This window comes from Xanthomonas sp. WCS2018Noco2-27, from assembly GCF_031843525.1.
GTDB lineage: Bacteria > Pseudomonadota > Gammaproteobacteria > Xanthomonadales > Xanthomonadaceae > Xanthomonas.
In genome coordinates, this window is record NZ_JAVTIK010000003.1 from 57,724 (window position 1) to 74,809 (window position 17,086).

Below are 17,086 nucleotides of genomic sequence, written 5' to 3' on the forward strand. Positions count from 1 at the left end.
CCAGCCGACAGGCATGGTGTCGAAGGTCATGGATGCGGGGTGTGTAGAAACGCGGGTTCGGGGTGCGCTTGCGTGCCGCTGCGCGCGCATGGGACTGCACCTAGCGGCAGTCCGGTGCTGTCGCGTTCCACGCGCCGCGGCTCCGGACCACACTCGTGGTCGCTTGGCCTGGTCGTCGATGTCTATGGAGGTGAGCGGACAGCGCATAGCGATCGAGGCAGCCGCCATTGCTCGAATGGTCCGGCTGCGCAAGCGGTGCTATATACGGCTGCATGCCTACCGCTTCCCAACCGTTGGACGCTTTGATCATCGGCGCCGGCCATAATGGCCTGGTATGTGCTGCGTATTTGGCCCAGGCCGGCAAACGGGTGCTGGTACTGGAAGCGCGCGACGTCGTTGGCGGCGCAGCTGTTACCGAAGAATTCCACCCGGGGTTCCGCAACTCGGTCGCGTCCTACACCGTGTCGTTGTTGCAGCCCAAGGTCATCGCCGATCTTGCGTTGGAACGGCATGGGTTGCGCGTGGTTGCGCGCCGCATGAATAATTTCTTGCCGCAACCCAATGGCGAGTATCTGCTGGCTGGCGCGGGGTGCACCGCTGAAGAAATCGCCAAGTTCTCCGTGCGCGATGCAGCTGCACTGCCAGCGTACGAAGCGCACCTGGAACGATTGGCCGACGTGTTGCGCGCATTGGCATTGCAGGCGCCGCCGAATGTGACCGACGGCGGATGGTTGCAGGCGTTGCCGCAGCTGTGGCGCGTGGGCAAAGTGGGGCTGCAGCTGCAGGACTTAACGCTTGCGTTGCGACAAGACCTGCTTGATCTATTTACGATTTCGGCCGCCGAGTATCTGGATCGCTGGTTCGAAAGCGCACCGATCAAGGCGTTATTCGGCTTCGACGGCATCGTCGGCAATTACGCCAGCCCGTACACACCAGGCACGGCGTACGTGTTGTTGCATCATGTGTTCGGGCAAAGCAACGGCGTCAAAGGCGCCTGGGGCCACGCGATCGGCGGCATGGGCGCCATCACCCAGGCGATGGCCGCCAGTGCGCGCGAATACGGCGCGCAGATTCGCACCGGCTGTGCGGTGGATCAGGTGTTGGTGGAGCAGGGGCATGCGGTGGGCGTGGTGACGGTCGATGGCGAAACGCTGCGCGCGCGTGCCGTGGTTGCAAACGTCAACCCGAAGTTGCTCTACCAGCGTTTGATGCGAGCCGAGGACGTACCAGAGGCCACGCGCGAACGCATCGTCCATTACCGCTGCGGATCCGGCACGTTCCGCATGAATGTTGCACTGTCGCGTCTTCCCGATTTCACTGCATTGCCCGGCGCCGGCGACCATCTCACTGCCGGCATCATCCTGGCGCCGAATCTGGACTACATGGACCACGCCTGGCAGGACGCACGCGCCTTGGGATGGTCGCGCGAACCGGTGGTCGAATTGCTGATACCCAGCACGCTGGACGACTCGCTGGCACCGCCCGGCCAGCATGTGGCCAGCCTGTTCTGTCAGCACGTGGCACCCACATTGCCAGATGGCCGCCACTGGGACGACCATCGTGACGAAGTCGCCGATCTGATGATCGCCACCGTGGAGCGCTACGCACCGGGATTCACTGCATCGGTCCTGGGCCGCCAGGTGCTGAGTCCACTGGACCTGGAGCGTATCTTTGGCCTGGTCGGCGGCGACATCTTCCACGGCGCGCTCAGCCTCAACCAACTGTTCAGCGCACGCCCGATGCTGGGGCAGGGCGCCTATCGCGGCGCAGTGCCGGGTTTATATCTCTGCGGCGCGGGAACCCACCCTGGTGGCGGTGTGACAGGGGCGCCTGGACATAATGCTGCGCGGGTGATTTTGGGGGGGTGAGATCCTGGGTAAGGCTGCAAGAAAAAAGGCTCCGGAAATCGGAGCCTTTGAGATATTTAACTTATCCCGGAGCACCACATGGTGCTCCGGGACACTTACGCGGTTAGAAGTCGTAAGAGGCCGACAGGCGAAAGTATCGTGGCGTGTTGTAGCTATAGTTTTCCAGGCCGATGCCATATGTGTTTGAAACTAGACCGGGATCGGTCTCATAAACACCATCGATGCGCGTGACCGAACGATCATTGAACACGTTGAACACTTGCAAGCCAACGGCCAGTTTATGATCGGCGAACGAGGGGCGATATGTCACACCCAAGTCCATGTTCTTAATCCAGGGGGTCCGGCCGGCATCACCAGGTCGCGAGGGCTGGCCGCCGCAATAGTGATACGCGGATCCATAGCTGATCGGATCCGGATTTTCTGGGTCATTGAAATAGCCAAGGCAAGAAACGGGGGTGCCTGACATAACACGCAGGGTGGCTGACGCCATCCATTCTGGCGTGATCTGGTAGGCGCCGAACGCTTTCAGTTGATGGCGACGATCGTTCGCCAGACTACCGCCCGCGTAATACATCAGTGCCGCAGCATCCCAGTCCTGCGTTTTGGAAACGTCAGATTGGCCGATGTCGGACTTGACTTGGCCTTCGGTATTGCCATAGCTGCGCGACCAAGTGTAATCAATGCGGCCATACCATTTCTCATCAAACGGGTGTTCCAAGAAAAGGTCAACCGCAACGTAACTACGCTTGGCCTTGTCAGTGAAGCCCCAGTCCGATTGGGACATCTGCAGCTGGGTGAAACCCGAGCCGTCGAGATTTGCGAGATTGTAGGTGTTTGTCTTACCCGGATTGAAAATTACGCAATAAGGGATATCGATGGTCCTGGGGTCGATTCCTTGTGACGCGAGCTTCAAGTCGCCACGTGCAGTGTAGTCATCGTTGTGCATGTCGCAGACGTCGTCGATTGCAGCTTCCAGCTTCCGATAAGTTACCTTAGCGCCGGAGTTCCAGCTTTCGCCAATGGTCTTTTCAAAGCCGAGAATCAACTCGTCCTGGTACTGCGACTTCAAATCGCTTGGAGCAAATGCCCCTGGGTTGGGTGCTTGACCAAATTCGCCATTGGCCGATACCGGGCCAGGCCCGAACGGCGTCAAGCCAGTTGGTTCGCCGTTGGCGTCGATGCCAGTATAGGTGAAGTATTGATCGGTGTAGGTCGAAGCCGATGCGCCACGGATGGCCACACTATTAGGAAGTGCCAGATAGTAACGGCCGAGATTGGCGAATATCTTCAACGATGAATCACCAAACACATCCCAGCTCGCTCCCACACGCGGAGCCCACTGGTCACCGCTATCTACGTAAGCGACGTGATCGCTGTTGAAGTTGGTGAACTGATCATTGCGGATACCCAGCGTCACCAGCCAGTTATCGTTGACTTGCCAGCGATCTTCCAAGTAATACGCTTTTTGCTCCACGGCCATGCTTGTGGTGGTCGTGAAAATGCGCTGTTGGGCGTAAAAGCCGTTTGAGCCAGGTCCGGCCGGGCCGACTCCAAGCCCGGGACGCACTGGTGTCTGCTCTGTCAGAGCACGTCCATAGATCCATTGGTAGCCGGGGCCTGTGGTACGTACGCCTTCGTCATAAGCGTTGAAGTACATGTTGTCAACGCCTGCGGTGATGTCGTGATCGCCCAATCGATAGTTGAGCTCCAGACGCAGGCTGCGCGTCTTGTTAATCGGATCGTCGGCCTTCGCGCGGTTGGTCGTTTGATTGTTGCGGATCGGCGTGCCGCCGTTAAATGCGGGATTCTGGCTGGTGACGCTGCCCAGGAATGGCAGGTCAGAAACAGCCGGGTTGAATTGCTGATTATGCTGCGTGCTGCGTCCCCAAGTAGCGTTCAAGGTCAGATCGTCAGTCAAGTAACTTGTGTACTTGACGATGTCATAACTATCTTTGATCTTGAATGTGTCAGGAAAGGTTCCAGTGCGCTCACCACTCACTTCGCCGTCATAATCGAAGGAGGTGTAGTAGCCGCTGCGGCGATCAGTGTTCTGAACGCGCGTGTATTCCAGGATATTACTGTCGTTGATATTCCAGTCCAGCTTTCCGTAAAACTTTGGAGTGCTATATTCGTAATTATTGCGCGCTTGAATGCTCGCATTGCTTGCATTCGTTCCTACACCGTCGACCTTTTCCGTTTCACCGGCCACGAAGATGAAGAGCCGGTCTTCGATCAGGGGGCCGCCTGCATACGCGCTATAGACAGTGCGAGTCTGCTTATTGTCCTTGCCAGCGCGATACAGGGTTCCGGGTTGGTCAGGGGTGTCGTATTCGTATCCATCAGGAAGAGCCCTGTTTGGATACCAAACATCGCCACGTGAACTGGCCAGCGAATCCGGCTCCCAAACTGTTTGCACGCCGAAGTGCCATTCATTCGTACCGCGCTTGCCCAACTGATTGATCACGCCGCCAGTCGAGCGACCGTACTTTGCGCTGTAGCCGCCCGTGTAGGTTTCCTGCTGGTCGATGGCGCCATAGGGAAGGCTGACGCCACCCAAGTTGCTGAGTGGATTGCTGACATTGAAGCCGTTGATGTAGTACGCATTTTCGGTGACGCCGGAGCCGCCGAACGACACGACAGAACGCGAGCCGTTATTGAATGCACCAGCGCCGGACACCGCACCCGGCGCCAACAACGCAATCGCTTCTGCGCTGCGTCCCAGCGGCAGGGTGGCCAGCTGTTCTGAGGTGATCACCGAGCGCGAACTGGTCGAACTGACATCGATCTTCGGTGCATTAGCCGCAGTCACCGTGATCGCGCCAAGCGTGGTCGCATCGGCGTTGCCTGCGGCGCTAGCGCCTGCAAACGACACTTCGGTGCCCGAGCCGACGCGCAGCTGCACATTCTTGCGGGTATCGACGACCTGGTCGCCGCGCTTCAGGGTGACGGTGTAGGCGCCAACCGGCAGCGAGCCGAGGTTGTAGCGGCCGTTTGCGTCGATGGTGATGGTGCGGCTCAGGCCGGTGTCGCTCTGCACGACGATCGTGCTGCCGGCTTCGGAGGGGGCGCTGCCGTAGATGCTGCCGGTGGTGCTCTGCGCGTAGACCGCGCCGTTGGTTAGGCAAGCACCGAGCACGACGGCGAGAGCGGTGCGCTTGAGGACTTGGCGACGAAACTGATTGCTCATTCCTGACCTTTCAACTGGGAGTGCGGATAAGGGACGGTCATCGGGGAGTCAGATGGCCTTAACCCGAACGTAATGAATGTCTGCTTTGCAGCGCAAGCAGTTGAAACGATTTATTAATGAAATAGGCGGGATCCGCATCCGAAGTGAGGAATTCGGCACACATTCAAGCCGTGCGACACATGCAAAGAAACAACCTCAACAACAAGCGGGTTTCGGTAGTTACATTCGATACAGATAAGCTGGGCGGCGCGAAGCAAGCGCGACCACAGCGCGGGAATCGGTCCCTTGGGAGACACGTCGCGCTCCAGCTCGCCACGTCGCCGCCAAAAAAAAGCCCCGACAAGCGGGGCTTTTTCCTACATGTCACTTCCGGTCAAAACCGCACCGTCGTCCCCAGGTAGAAGAACCGGCCGACGTTGTCGTACAACGCCGAGTTGAAATCCGAGCCGAAGTAGTTGCGCGGCGGATCCTTGTCGAAGGCATTGTCGATGCCGAGGTAGACGTCGATCTTCGAGCCGGGGAATTGATAGCCGAACTGGAAGTTGTGATACGTGTACGAGCCGTTCTTGATCGGGCTGGCCGAACCCGGGTTGCTGTTGTAGCTCTCCGGGGTCACACGCAGGTTGCCGTCCACATAGTTCATGTCCCACGAGGCGCGCCATTCGTTCCAGTTGTACTTGGTCTGGAACTGCGCGCGCCAGCGCGGGTCGGTGACGTACTGTTCGTGTTCGCCCGGTGCGTGGCCAACAGGGTGGCGCTCGAGCGATATCGTCGGAGAGACGACTCGACAGACGCTTGCGGATTCGTTGTTGAGCCGTGACGCTAAAGCTGCGCTTACTGGGCGCGGGTTGAATGAATTGAATTCCTTCAACGGACGTTCTTAACTTCCGCCTGTTCATAATTGTGAATTGGTCGATATTTGGCGAGCACTCCAGCCGCCTCTGCGTACTTCGCAGCGAATGCAACCAGCACGAGCCGGTAAACTGAGCGCCATTCGCGGCGCGCGCTGGGCGTTGGTCCTCGCGACCGCACACGACGAAACGGGACAGGTAATGGCAACGATGTTGGACAACAATGCGCGCGCAGTGACCGGCGACGCAGCAGGCAGCCAGGCATGAGCGGCGAACGCAGGATCGCCGCGCACGCGGTGCAGGGCGCGCTGGCGCCGCATCCACGCATCCGCAATGTCATTGCGGTGGGGTCGGGCAAGGGCGGGGTGGGCAAGTCCACCACCGCGGTGAATCTGGCGTTGGCGCTGCGGCAGCAGGGCGCGCGCGTCGGCGTGCTGGACGCGGATATCTACGGGCCGAGCGTGCCGGCGATGCTGGGGTTGAGCGGCAAACCCGACAGCCCGGACAATAAGTCGATCGAGCCATTGCGTGCGTTCGGGATCGAGGCGATGTCGATCGGCCTGTTGGTCGATCAGGACACGCCGATGATCTGGCGCGGGCCGATGGCCACCTCGGCCCTGACCCAGCTGTTCAACGACACGCTGTGGGACGACCTGGATTACTTGCTGATCGATCTGCCGCCCGGCACCGGCGATATCCAGCTGACCCTGTCGCAGAAGATTCCGGTGGCCGGCGCGGTGATCGTGACCACGCCGCAGGACATCGCCACGCTGGATGCGCGCAAGGCGCTGAAGATGTTCGAAAAGGTCGAGGTGCCGGTGTTGGGCATCATCGAGAACATGGCGGTGCATACCTGCAGCAACTGCGGCCATCGCGAGCATCTGTTCGGCGAAGGCGGCGGCGAGCGCATGGCGGCGCAGTACGGCGTGCCGTTGCTGGGGTCGTTGCCGTTGGCGATTGCGATCCGCGAGCAGGGCGATGCCGGCCAGCCAATCGTGATCGCCGCGCCGGACTCTGCTGCCGCGCAGGCCTACCTGGCGGCAGCCAGGCGGCTGTCGGAAGAGTTGGGCAAGCGTCCGCGCGCCAGTATTCCGATTTCCGCCTCGCTGCTGTAATCCGCCGGCCGGCCTCTGGTGCCGGCCGCTGCTAGACTTTGCCGTCTTTCGCGCGGGCCGACCGGCCTGCCGCCTACCGTCTTCAAGGAACACCGCATGAGCATCAAGAGCGACCGCTGGATCAAGCGCATGGCCGAGCAGCACGCGATGATCGAGCCGTTCGAGCCCGGCCAGATCAAGCACGACGCAGCAGGCCAGCGCATCGTCAGCTTCGGCACTTCCAGCTACGGCTACGACGTGCGTTGCTCGCGCGAGTTCAAGATTTTCACCAACATCAACTCGACCATTGTCGACCCCAAGCATTTCGACCCAGGCAGCTTTGTCGATGTCGAATCGGATGTCTGCATCATCCCGCCGAACAGTTTTGCGCTGGCACGCACGGTGGAATATTTCCGCATCCCGCGCGATACGTTGGTGGTGTGCCTGGGCAAGAGCACCTACGCGCGCTGCGGCATCATCGTCAACGTCACCCCGCTGGAGCCGGAGTGGGAAGGCCACGTGACCCTGGAATTCAGCAACACCACGCCGCTGCCGGCGCGCATCTATGCCAACGAAGGCGTGGCGCAGATGTTGTTTTTCCAATCCGACGAAGTGTGCGAAACCTCGTACAAGGACCGCGGTGGCAAGTACCAGGGCCAGACCGGTGTGACCTTGCCGCGTACGTGATGCGCTGCATGGGTGTCGACGCAAGCGCGTCTGCAGCCGGCGGCAGCAGGGCCGTGACGCGCTGAGGCCATATCAAGGGTGTGCGGTGCACGGGATGCGTCGCGCGCCTGCATTGCACATAGCGTGCGAGGTCGCTATCGCCAGCGCTTCTGGCCCGCAGCTCAGTCGGTTGCCAGCACCGGTTTGCGGCGACGCATCAGCTGGTAGACGCCGGCCCAGATGATCATCAACGGCCACCACGCCGCAATCACGTCGCCCAGGTCGATGCGGCTCAGGCCAAGATTGTTGAGCAGGAACATCCCGCCCATGACGATCAAAAACAGGCCGGAAGTCAGTCGGTAATGCATGGCGGCGTCCTCGTTGGGTGTGAGGCCATGCTGCGCGCGATGGCCCCGCCAATCAGGTGCCGGAAGTCAACAGTTGCGGGTGACAGTCGTCATGTCGCGCTGCTGCCGGGTGCGCGTTGATCGTGAGTTGTCATCAGGGCGCGCGCGGTAACGACGACGGACGCGATGGTCATGGTCGCTGCAACATCGGAAAATGGTGTTGGATCAGAAAATGGTGCTGGATCAGAACGCTTCATCGAATGCACTAGGCTTCGCGCGTACCCTCATCCGCCCCTTCGGGGCACCTTCTCCCGAGGGGAGAAGGGGGCATTGCGGCTGAACTGCTACGCGAGCTAGCGGCGCCGAGACACCGCTGTGACGACTCCCGAATCCCAACTCCCCAATCCCAGCCCCACCTACTTGCCACGCCCGAACAACATGCCGATGCCGCAGGCCACCAGCGCGGCCGGCCACCAGGTGGCGATCAGCTTGCCCAGACTGAGATTGGTCCAGCCCAGGTTGTTGGCCAGAAACAGCAGGCCCACAAGGATCAGGATCAGCGCGGCGACGACATTGGATTTCATGCGAGAGGGCAGCTTGGCGAACGGGCGCCTATCGTAGCCGCTGCGCCCATGCCGCGACACGCTCCTGTAAGGCGTCGGCGGCGAACCGCTGTGCTTGGCCGCTGCCCCAGACCGGCCCCGGCCAGGCCGCATCGCCGGGATGACGGCCGACCAGGTGCACGTGCAGCTGCCGCACGATATTGCCCAGCGCCCCGATATTGAGCTTGGTCACGGCAGGTTCCACGCGCAGCAACTGCGAGAGCTGGTTGATCTCGGCCAGCAATAGGCGCTGCTGGCCACCATCCAGATCGATCCACTCGCTGACATCGGCCACCCGCGGCACCAGCACCAGCCAGGGGAAGCGGGTGTCGTCCATCAAGCGCACCTGCGACAGCGGCCCGTCGGCGACGAACACGCTGTCGGCCGCCAGCCGCGCATCCAGCTCGAAGTCGCTTGCCGCAGGGGCGCTCGATGCCGGTGCGCTCATCCCAGATGCGCCTCGAAGAAGCCCAGGGTGCGTTCGAGCGCACGCTCGGCGCTGTCGGCGTCGTAGTGGTTGGGGTCGATGCTGCGGTTGAAGGCGTGGCCGGTGGGATACACGAAGGTTTCCATCTGCGGTAGTTTTTCGCGGTGCGCCTGAATCGCTTCCGGCGGGATGCTGGCGTCCTGTTCGCCGAAGTGGAACATCACCGGCGCCTTGGGCGTTTCGTCCAGCAGCTGGGTGTTGCGGCCGCCGTAATAGCTCACCGAGGGCAGGCCCAGGCGGATGGCCGACAGCAGCGCCACCGAGCCGCCCCAGCAATACCCCACCGTGCCCACCTTGCCGGCGCGGGTCAGCAAGGTGGCGGCGGATTTGACCACCTCCACTGCGCGTTCCAGGCCCACCGCGTTGGCCAGGGCCAGGCCGCGTTGCACGCTGGGCTGGTCGTACGGCAGTTGCACGTCCTTTTCTTCCAGATCGAAGAAGGCCGGCGCCAGCACTTCATAGCCGCGTGCAGCGTAGTCGTCGGCGACCGCGCGGATATGTTCGTTGACGCCGAAGATTTCCTGGATCACCACCAGGCCGCCGCGCGGGCTGGAGGCGGGGGTAGCGTGCCAGGCGGCAACCTGGCCGTCGGGGGTGTCGAGCGTGGTCCAGTGACCCATGGGAATTCCTGATGTGCAGCGAGGGAGGCGCGCATTATCGACCGGACCGGCGTGGTGAAAAGTGAGGGTTTCGCAAAGCCGGCCGGGCTGGCGCGTCTTTGCGGTTCAGAGCGTTGCCCGCACGCCGCTATAATCGGCCTTGCCCAGGCCCCAGGCCGCTCCACTTCCCAGGCTCCTGCTTCCATGTCCCAGCTGAACCCCAAAGTCGGCTTCGTCAGCCTTGGCTGCCCGAAGGCGCTCGTCGATTCCGAACGCATCCTCACCCAGCTGCGCGTGGAGGGCTACGACATCGTGCCCAGCTACGACGCGGCCGACGTGGTGGTGGTCAATACCTGCGGCTTCATCGATTCGGCGGTGACCGAATCGCTGGATGCGATCGGTGAGGCGATGAACGCCAACGGCAAGGTGATCGTCACCGGCTGCCTGGGCAAGCGCCCCGAGCAGATCCGCGCGGCCTACCCGCAGGTGCTGGCGGTGTCCGGCCCGCAGGACTACCAGAGCGTAATGGAAGCGGTGCATGCCGCCTTGCCGCCGCGTCACGACCCGTTTGTGGATCTGGTGCCGGACTACGGCATCAAGCTGACCCCGCGCCATTACGCGTATTTGAAGATTTCCGAAGGCTGTAACCACCGTTGCAGCTTCTGCATCATTCCCTCGATGCGTGGCGATCTGGCCTCGCGCCCGGTGGACGAGGTGCTGCGCGAAGCCGAGCGGCTGGTGCGCGGCGGGGTCAAAGAGTTGCTGGTGGTGTCGCAGGACACCTCGGCCTATGGCGTGGACCTGAAATACGCCGAGCGCCCGTGGCGCGATCGCATGTACCAGACCCGCATGAAGGCGCTGTGCGAAGGCTTGTCGGAGCTGGGCGTGTGGACGCGCCTGCATTACGTGTATCCGTATCCGCACGTGGACGATGTGATTCCGCTGATGGCCGAAGGCAAGCTGCTGCCGTATCTGGACATCCCGTTCCAGCACGCCAGCCCGCGCATCCTCAAGCTGATGAAGCGGCCCGGTGCGGTGGAAAAAACCCTCGAGCGCGTGCAGCGCTGGAAGGCGATGTGCCCGGAGATCACGGTGCGCTCGACCTTCATCGTCGGCTTCCCCGGCGAGACCGAGGCCGAGTTCGAATCGCTGCTGGAGTTTCTGGATCAGGCGCAGCTGGACCGTGTCGGTGCATTCGCCTACTCGCCGGTGGACGGCGCCAGTGCCAATGCGCTGCCCGATCCGGTGCCGGAAGAGGTGAAGCAGGAGCGCCTGGCGCGCTTCATGGCCAAGCAGGCGGAGATTTCTGCCATGCGGCTGGAAGCCAAGATCGGCAGCGTGCAGCAATGCCTGGTCGATCTGATCGAAGACGACATCGCCGTAGCCCGTTCGCGCGCGGACGCGCCGGAGATCGACGGCCTGGTGCATATCCAGAACGGCGGCGAGCTTGGGCTGAAGGTCGGCGACCTGATCGATGTGGAAATCACCGACAGCGATGAACACGATTTGTTCGGCGACGCATTGCCGCCCACCGGCGCTGCCCAGCAGGGGCGCGCGCTGAACCTGCAGATGGTGTAACCGGCCGCAAGCCGGCGCACGTTGCGCAATAGCAACGTGCGACACCAAGCCGTCACAGGCCTATCGTAGGAGCGCGCCAGAGCGCGACAGGGCTGTTCCCGAACAAGCCAACCGCGCACGCTGCGCCCGTATAGCGCAGCCGATCGCATCAGTTGCCTGCGCATGGCTCCGCGCCGAGCGCATCGCCCAGCAGGGTGTCGCTCACGTCAGCGCGCGCTGCTTCTTGCCGATAACACCATCGCGCAAAGGCGCCTTTACAGCTCAGCCGCCTGCGTCACCTGCTTACTGACTGCCGTAATCCACCGACACCACCACAAAGGTGTGCTTCCCGGCCGGCAGTTGCGCCTCGAACTCATCGTCCACACGCTTTTTCAGCAGCGCGCGCGCCAGCGGCGAATCGATGCTGATCCAGCCCAGGCCGGCATCGGTTTCGTCCGGACCGACGATGCGATAGCGCAACAGCTCGCCGCTATCGGCATCTTCCAGCTCCACCTGCGCGCCAAAAAACACCGCGTGCGGGTCGGTGGGCGCGGTATCCACCACGCGCAACGCTTCCAGGCGTTTGCTGAGATAGCGCACACGCCGGTCGATTTCGCCCAGCTGCTTCTTGCGATAGGTGTACTCGGCATTTTCCGATCGATCGCCCTCGGCGGCAGCCGCGGCCAGGGCGCGCACCACCTCGGGTCGCCGCACCCGCCACAGATCTTCTAGTTCGACCTTCAGACGGGTGTGACCTTCGGGCGTGATCAACGCAGTGCTCTTTTCGGCGGGCGGGCGCCAGCGGCTCATGTCGGGCTTGGGGTGTCGGACAGCGGGGCCGCGATGCTAGCGCGCATGGACGGCTTGCGCATCTGCCGCCGCCCGGCGAAGCTTTGCGCCATTCTCGGACACGGACGTTGTCATGTTGCTCATGCCGCTGCACAAACCCTGGTCGCGCCAAAACATTCCGTGGGTGACGCTGCTGCTGGTGCTGATCAATGTCGTTGTCTATGTAGGCTATCAGCGCAAGGACGATGCGCTGGTCGAAAACGCCGTGCATTACTACGTCGCGTCGGGGCTGGGCACACTGGAAGCGCAGGCCCACGCACGCTACCTGGCGCAGACTACCGACGCCAAACTGCGCACCGCGCGGCAGGGCAAGCTGGACAGCGTGCCGGCGCCGCAGCGCATCGCGTATCTGGCCCATCTGACGCTGCACGATGTCGCCTTTGCGCAGGCGTTGCGCGGCGGCGCGTTGTTTAAGGACGAGGAGCAGATGCGCGAATGGCGCGGTCTACGTGCGCCTTACGATGCCCGCCTGTCCAGCGTGTTCACGCTGCGTCATCTGCAACGCAGTTCGGAGTGGTCGCCGGCGCGGATGCTGACGGCCACCTTCTTGCATGGCGACTTCGATCATTTGCTCGGCAACATGGTGTTTCTGCTGGCGCTGGGCACCTTGCTGGAAGGGGCGATCGGCAGCGGCTGGTTTCTGCTGCTTTATCTACTGGGCGGGTTTGGGGCCAGCGCAGCGAGTCTGTGGTGGCGCTGGGGCGAGCCCGGCGGCGGGCTGGGCGCGTCCGGTGCGATCGCCGCATTGATGGGGGCGTTCTGCGTGGTGTGGGGCCGCCGTCGGGTGCGGTTTTTCTACTGGTTTTTTGTGGTCTTCAACTACGTGCGTGGGCCGGCGATTCTGCTGCTGCCACTGTGGCTGGGCTGGGAGTTGTACAGCCTGCTGGGCAGCGATAACGGCGGTGTCGCCTTCGAAGCGCATGCCGGCGGCTTGGTCAGCGGTGCGCTGCTCGGTGCGTTGTTGGTGGCGGTGCGGCAAACCCGCCCGGCCTTCATGGACGAGGATTCTGCCGCACAGGTGGACGACCGCTGGGAGCGTGCGCAGCGCCATCTGGGTCGCATGGAGAACCTTGAAGCCGAGCGGCTGCTCGCCGAGCTTGCCAGCGAGACGCCACACAGCCCGGACGTTGCGCTGGCCCGTTACCGCGTGGCCCGCAACGCCGGCCGCACGCAGGACGCCGTGCGCCATGCACAGACGCTGTTGCACCTGCCCAGCCATAACGCACAGCAGACGCGCGTCCAGCTAGGCGTGGCAGCAGAACTGAGCAAGGACACGATCGCCGTTGCGCTACCGGCACGCATGGCCCTGGTCGGCGCGTGCCTGCGTACCGGGTTGCTGGCCGATGCCGAGCGTTTGTTGAAGGAGTGCGACATCGAGGCGCCACGCGCCGAACTGGCCCAACAGTGGTTTGTGCTGGCGTTGCGGCACGGCGAACTGCAGGCCGGCGAACAGCGCACGCGGGTGTTGCAGCTGGTGCGCGATCAATTTCCGGAGCAGGGGCAGGCGGTCAAAGCGCGTTTCCTGCTTGAGAACGGTTGACGCAGCTGCGTGTTCGAGTGGATTTCGGAGGTATCGGTGGCAGGCGTTTTAAAGCCGTATCAGCAGCGGCCAGCCGAGCCCAGCGAGCGGTCGTCGGTACGATTGGATGGTGCGCTCAGTACTCACTACATGCCGTTCTGAGAGCCGAGCGCGCGCACTTTCGGCTATGCAGGCGCTTTATGAGGTGGGTCAAACCGGTTTTGAGGGCTGGCCGCCACCGTCCGGCTGCGGCGATGTGTGTTGGACTGCCAAGAGCGGCTAACAGAATGTAGCCAGTAGTCGTCAGGTGGGTGTGGACTGCGCGGAGAGGGCGTACGAGTGGTCCATGCCGCACCGCACACCGGCTGCGCGCGCCTGGCGGTGAGCGCAGTCGTTTTGTTAGATGCGCTACGCCGGTTGGATCGCAACCGCCCGTAACGCCGCGTCCAGCTTTGCGCGTTGTGCGGCATCGTCGCAATGCTCCAAGGCGCTTTGCAGGATGACGCGCGCCTGCTCATCGCGGCCGAAACGCTCGGCCAGCATCAGCCCGGCATCCAGCGACCAGCTCGGCAGCATCGGATCGCGTGGCCAGCCTGCGATGGCGGCCAGCAGCCCATCGGTCGCAAGCTGAAACTGCCCGGCCATCTTGGCGCGCTCGGCCAGCAACGTGGCCTGTTCCGGGAGCAGCGGGGTAAACGCGGGGTCGCTGTCCAGGGCTTCGCGCTGCAACGCAAGCGCGCGGCGCTCCTGCTTCTCCTGCAGCAAGCGGTTGATGTACTGCCGGGTGTGCTCGCGCAGCTCGTCGTTGCGATGGTGCTGACGCAGCAGGCGTTGATACAACTCGTGCACTGCCAGGCTCACTGCGCGCGAGCGTACCGCGCCACGCAAGGCTTGGAACGCCTCGTCGGAATGACCGTCGCGCACGTACTGTTCGGCCTCGTCGAGCAGGCGCTGATCCGGGTCGGCGCGTTCGTGCACATCCCCGCCGCTGGGGACGTAGCCCAGCGCTTCGTGGTACTGGTACACCAGATACCCCAGCAGATGAAAACTGGCGAACAGGGTCCAGATCGAGGTCATCATCACCGTCGCCTCGCGTACCAGCGGCGGCAGATATTTCAGTGCGACGAAGACCGCTGCCGTACCGCTGCCCTGGATCACATAAAGCAGGCCGTAGGCAGCCAGATACGGCCAGCCGATCCGCAGCGCCATGTCGATCGACACCGCCGGGTTGAGCGCGCGGCGCAGGCTGCCATCGATGGCGAGCGAGATCAGCATGCCGGGCAACAACAGCATTGTGCCCAGATAGGCGATGGTCAGCCCGAATTTACCTGCAAGCGCGGCGGCGACGCCGATCACGATGCCCAGTGCAAAGGCCAGCAGGATCAGACGCAGCACCGCGCTGTCGAAGCTGTTGTAGCCGAGCTTCGGCGCATCGGGCTGGCCATCTGCGGTGTGGCGCAGGATATCGAAGGCATAGGTGTAGGTCGCCATGCCCAGCACGCCCATGACCACCAGTTTGAGGATGCCCGGCAGGACCAGCAGCGCGCTGCACAGCGTCAGTGCGATCAGCGCATACAGCGCCGAGCCGCGCAGCGGATAAGTGGCGATCGCCGGGATGCGGGTCCAAAACGGTGCAGGTACAGCCTGCGCGGCAACCCTGTGCGCGCGAAAACGGTCTTCCATGACGCTCCCCAAGCGTGTGATGTGCCGGGATTGTGCGGCGATGCGCAGCTGGGTGCAATTGTGCTAGCGCGGCTGCCCGGTGACGTCGGGCTGGGTGGGATCCGCTGCCTGCCGCACGCAATCCTGCGGCTGCGCTGCCTGGCGCCGTGGATATCGTGGCGTGGGCAGGCGGCGTAGGTGGGTCCTGCATGGTCAGCTGCAAAAAAGCGCCGATGGTGCCGCCGGCACGTAGCTGGCTTACAACGATTGAACGCATTGCGACGGGCGAGCCATCGAACATCAGGAACCATCGGCCGCGCAATGGACTTCTGCGTGGAACCTATGGTTCGCTACCGGTCGGCTGCCGGCCATGTGGCGACGTTGCTGCAGGCGGCACGCGCTGACGTGTAATCGCGGTGGCGCAGTCATTCCCCCTATCGCAAGGAGTTCTGCTTGAATCCATCTGTCGCCGACACCCCGCAGGTTCGCATTCGCAGCATCGATGTGTTGTCCGACAACTGGTATGTGCTGCGCAAGGTCACCTTCGACTTCCAGCGCAAGGACGGCCGCTGGCAGACGGTGTCGCGCGAGGCGTATGACCGTGGCAATGGCGCCACCATCTTGCTCTACAGCCGCGCCAGGCAGACGGTGATGCTGACCCGGCAATTCCGCCTGCCGACGCTGCTCAATGGCAACCCGGATGGCATGCTGATCGAAGCCTGCGCCGGCTTGCTCGACCATGACGATGCGCTGACCTGCATCCGCAAAGAAACCGAAGAAGAAACCGGCTACCGCATCGACAACGTGCGCAAGGTATTCGAGGCCTTCATGAGCCCGGGCTCGGTCACCGAACGCCTGTACTTCTTCGTCGGCGAATACTTCGACGGCGACAAGGTGAGCGACGGTGGCGGCGTGGAAGAAGACGGCGAAGAGATCGAGGTGCTGGAACTGTCGCTCGACGCTGCGCTGGCGATGATCGCGTCCGGCGAGATCGCCGACGCCAAGACCATCATGTTGCTGCAGTACGCCAAATTGCATGGCGTGCTGAATTAACCTGAAAATAAGCTTCCTCAGAGTACTGGCGTGGCTAGACGGCGAAGGTGTCGCGTCATCGTCTTACGACGACCGCGAAATTGCGAGTCTTGCGCAGCAGTGCTCGTAGTCCGTAGAAGTAGAGCTGTTGTAGAGAGCCAACCCATTAAATTACTGGTCTTTACTCGCCACAGTCCTTCGCGCAAAAAGGCGTGCCGTTGTCAGCGCACCCTTCTTAGCACCTTGTCGTCGTATTCCGGAGATCTGCCGCTGTGGCAGTTATGGCCGTCTTGAGCGAGGATGTAAATGGGGTGCTTGTGGTCCGAGGGGAGAGGATCCTCTTCGACGGCAAACCCGTAGATGTTCGGTCCTACCATCGGATCGTCTACATCGATGAAGTTGAGCACCAGACAGCTACCGCTCCCCTCGTCCATGTCCCAGGCACCGGTAATCTTGCGGGGAGGGAGGTTCAGTTGGTTGCCAGCGATGCAGGTGGTTTTTAACGTGTAACGCTGCATGTTTCTGCTGGGAGTCGGCATCGAAAGAAAAAGCTCTGCGCGGACAGTCTGGCAGTCTTGCGTGTAGGAGGTGAGTTGCCCTGTGTAGGTGCCGGTCAGTACCTGCTGCCGCTTTAGAGACCAAAGGTCACTCCGATCTTTCTGTTCTGCTGAGGCCGTGCTGATGACGACAAGCACGAGGGCAATCGTGCAGGCCAGCAGGGTCTTCTTTGCATCCTTGCTCATGGTGCTTCCTCATTTGTTTGGGT

Annotated in this window: 14 protein-coding genes, 1 other RNA gene and 1 pseudogene; 6 read left to right on the plus strand and 10 right to left on the minus strand. The window is 62.3% G+C overall.

Annotated features, from left to right (window positions below):
- Window positions 1–272 precede the first annotated feature (272 nt).
- The gene (locus tag RQH86_RS07755; protein WP_311238335.1) at window positions 273–1,868 is read left to right on the plus strand and encodes an NAD(P)/FAD-dependent oxidoreductase; all 1,596 of its coding nucleotides are present in this window, start codon (window positions 273–275) and stop codon (window positions 1,866–1,868) included.
- 103 nt (window positions 1,869–1,971) lie between these two features.
- Here RQH86_RS07755 and RQH86_RS07760 read toward each other — a convergent pair whose 3' ends face one another.
- Complete coding sequence (locus tag RQH86_RS07760) at window positions 1,972–5,055, minus strand: TonB-dependent receptor (protein WP_311238336.1); 3,084 nt, start codon at window positions 5,053–5,055, stop codon at window positions 1,972–1,974.
- A gap of 373 nt (window positions 5,056–5,428) precedes the next feature.
- A pseudogene (locus RQH86_RS07765) lies at window positions 5,429–5,785 on the minus strand (TonB-dependent receptor); the annotation flags it as partial.
- A 384-nt stretch (window positions 5,786–6,169) separates the two neighbouring features.
- On the opposite strand from RQH86_RS07765, the gene apbC reads away from it, so the two are divergent.
- Window positions 6,170–7,021: an iron-sulfur cluster carrier protein ApbC gene (apbC, locus tag RQH86_RS07770; RefSeq protein WP_055850004.1), complete on the plus strand. Its 852-nt coding sequence runs from the start codon at window positions 6,170–6,172 to the stop codon at window positions 7,019–7,021.
- A gap of 96 nt (window positions 7,022–7,117) precedes the next feature.
- On the plus strand, window positions 7,118–7,687 hold the full coding sequence (dcd, locus tag RQH86_RS07775) for a dCTP deaminase (protein ID WP_055850006.1): 570 nt from the start codon (window positions 7,118–7,120) through the stop codon (window positions 7,685–7,687).
- A gap of 161 nt (window positions 7,688–7,848) precedes the next feature.
- On the opposite strand, the gene RQH86_RS07780 is transcribed toward dcd, so the two are convergent.
- The 4 genes from RQH86_RS07780 to RQH86_RS07795 form a co-directional block, all read right to left on the minus strand.
- Window positions 7,849–8,034: a DUF5668 domain-containing protein gene (locus RQH86_RS07780; protein ID WP_311238337.1), complete on the minus strand. Its 186-nt coding sequence runs from the start codon at window positions 8,032–8,034 to the stop codon at window positions 7,849–7,851.
- 395 nt (window positions 8,035–8,429) lie between these two features.
- A complete protein-coding gene (locus tag RQH86_RS07785) occupies window positions 8,430–8,597 on the minus strand; it encodes a DUF5668 domain-containing protein (protein WP_005994260.1) in 168 nt (55 codons plus the stop codon).
- A 28-nt stretch (window positions 8,598–8,625) separates the two neighbouring features.
- Entirely contained in the window at window positions 8,626–9,063 is a 438-nt protein-coding gene (locus tag RQH86_RS07790) for an HIT family protein (protein ID WP_311238338.1), read from the minus strand.
- Window positions 9,060–9,722, minus strand: coding sequence for a dienelactone hydrolase family protein (locus RQH86_RS07795; protein ID WP_055850012.1), 663 nt, complete (start codon window positions 9,720–9,722; stop codon window positions 9,060–9,062). The genes RQH86_RS07790 and RQH86_RS07795 overlap by 4 nt, the downstream gene beginning before the upstream one ends.
- A gap of 183 nt (window positions 9,723–9,905) precedes the next feature.
- On the opposite strand from RQH86_RS07795, the gene rimO reads away from it, so the two are divergent.
- Window positions 9,906–11,279: a 30S ribosomal protein S12 methylthiotransferase RimO gene (gene rimO / locus RQH86_RS07800; protein ID WP_055850014.1), complete on the plus strand. Its 1,374-nt coding sequence runs from the start codon at window positions 9,906–9,908 to the stop codon at window positions 11,277–11,279.
- Window positions 11,280–11,561: 282 nt separating this feature from the next.
- On the opposite strand, the gene greB is transcribed toward rimO, so the two are convergent.
- Window positions 11,562–12,068, minus strand: a complete 507-nt coding sequence (gene greB, locus RQH86_RS07805) for a transcription elongation factor GreB (protein WP_055850016.1) — start codon at window positions 12,066–12,068, stop codon at window positions 11,562–11,564.
- 112 nt (window positions 12,069–12,180) lie between these two features.
- On the opposite strand from greB, the gene RQH86_RS07810 reads away from it, so the two are divergent.
- A complete protein-coding gene (locus RQH86_RS07810) occupies window positions 12,181–13,647 on the plus strand; it encodes a rhomboid family intramembrane serine protease (protein WP_311238339.1) in 1,467 nt (488 codons plus the stop codon).
- 256 nt (window positions 13,648–13,903) lie between these two features.
- Here the strand turns inward: RQH86_RS07810 and RQH86_RS07815 are convergent.
- Window positions 13,904–13,974: non-coding RNA, sX9 sRNA (locus tag RQH86_RS07815), on the minus strand.
- Window positions 13,975–14,034: 60 nt separating this feature from the next.
- The gene (locus tag RQH86_RS07820) at window positions 14,035–15,309 is read right to left on the minus strand and encodes a hypothetical protein (RefSeq protein WP_311238340.1); all 1,275 of its coding nucleotides are present in this window, start codon (window positions 15,307–15,309) and stop codon (window positions 14,035–14,037) included.
- 432 nt (window positions 15,310–15,741) lie between these two features.
- On the opposite strand from RQH86_RS07820, the gene nudK reads away from it, so the two are divergent.
- Window positions 15,742–16,341, plus strand: coding sequence for a GDP-mannose pyrophosphatase NudK (gene nudK / locus RQH86_RS07825; RefSeq protein ID WP_115529103.1), 600 nt, complete (start codon window positions 15,742–15,744; stop codon window positions 16,339–16,341).
- Window positions 16,342–16,541: 200 nt separating this feature from the next.
- Here nudK and RQH86_RS07830 read toward each other — a convergent pair whose 3' ends face one another.
- Complete coding sequence (locus tag RQH86_RS07830) at window positions 16,542–17,063, minus strand: hypothetical protein (protein WP_311238341.1); 522 nt, start codon at window positions 17,061–17,063, stop codon at window positions 16,542–16,544.
- Between the last annotated feature and the right edge of the window lie 23 nt (window positions 17,064–17,086).

What these genes read in the sequence shown, in the direction of transcription:
- RQH86_RS07755 (WP_311238335.1), top strand. Translation starts at nt 273, where the DNA reads ATGCCTACCGCTTCCCAACCGTTGGACGCTTTGATCATCGGCGCCGGC.
- RQH86_RS07760 (WP_311238336.1), bottom strand. Translation starts at nt 5,055, where the DNA reads ATGAGCAATCAGTTTCGTCGCCAAGTCCTCAAGCGCACCGCTCTCGCC.
- apbC (WP_055850004.1), top strand. Translation starts at nt 6,170, where the DNA reads ATGAGCGGCGAACGCAGGATCGCCGCGCACGCGGTGCAGGGCGCGCTG.
- dcd (WP_055850006.1), top strand. Translation starts at nt 7,118, where the DNA reads ATGAGCATCAAGAGCGACCGCTGGATCAAGCGCATGGCCGAGCAGCAC.
- RQH86_RS07780 (WP_311238337.1), bottom strand. Translation starts at nt 8,034, where the DNA reads ATGCATTACCGACTGACTTCCGGCCTGTTTTTGATCGTCATGGGCGGG.
- RQH86_RS07785 (WP_005994260.1), bottom strand. Translation starts at nt 8,597, where the DNA reads ATGAAATCCAATGTCGTCGCCGCGCTGATCCTGATCCTTGTGGGCCTG.
- RQH86_RS07790 (WP_311238338.1), bottom strand. Translation starts at nt 9,063, where the DNA reads ATGAGCGCACCGGCATCGAGCGCCCCTGCGGCAAGCGACTTCGAGCTG.
- RQH86_RS07795 (WP_055850012.1), bottom strand. Translation starts at nt 9,722, where the DNA reads ATGGGTCACTGGACCACGCTCGACACCCCCGACGGCCAGGTTGCCGCC.
- rimO (WP_055850014.1), top strand. Translation starts at nt 9,906, where the DNA reads ATGTCCCAGCTGAACCCCAAAGTCGGCTTCGTCAGCCTTGGCTGCCCG.
- greB (WP_055850016.1), bottom strand. Translation starts at nt 12,068, where the DNA reads ATGAGCCGCTGGCGCCCGCCCGCCGAAAAGAGCACTGCGTTGATCACG.
- RQH86_RS07810 (WP_311238339.1), top strand. Translation starts at nt 12,181, where the DNA reads ATGTTGCTCATGCCGCTGCACAAACCCTGGTCGCGCCAAAACATTCCG.
- RQH86_RS07820 (WP_311238340.1), bottom strand. Translation starts at nt 15,309, where the DNA reads ATGGAAGACCGTTTTCGCGCGCACAGGGTTGCCGCGCAGGCTGTACCT.
- RQH86_RS07830 (WP_311238341.1), bottom strand. Translation starts at nt 17,063, where the DNA reads ATGAGCAAGGATGCAAAGAAGACCCTGCTGGCCTGCACGATTGCCCTC.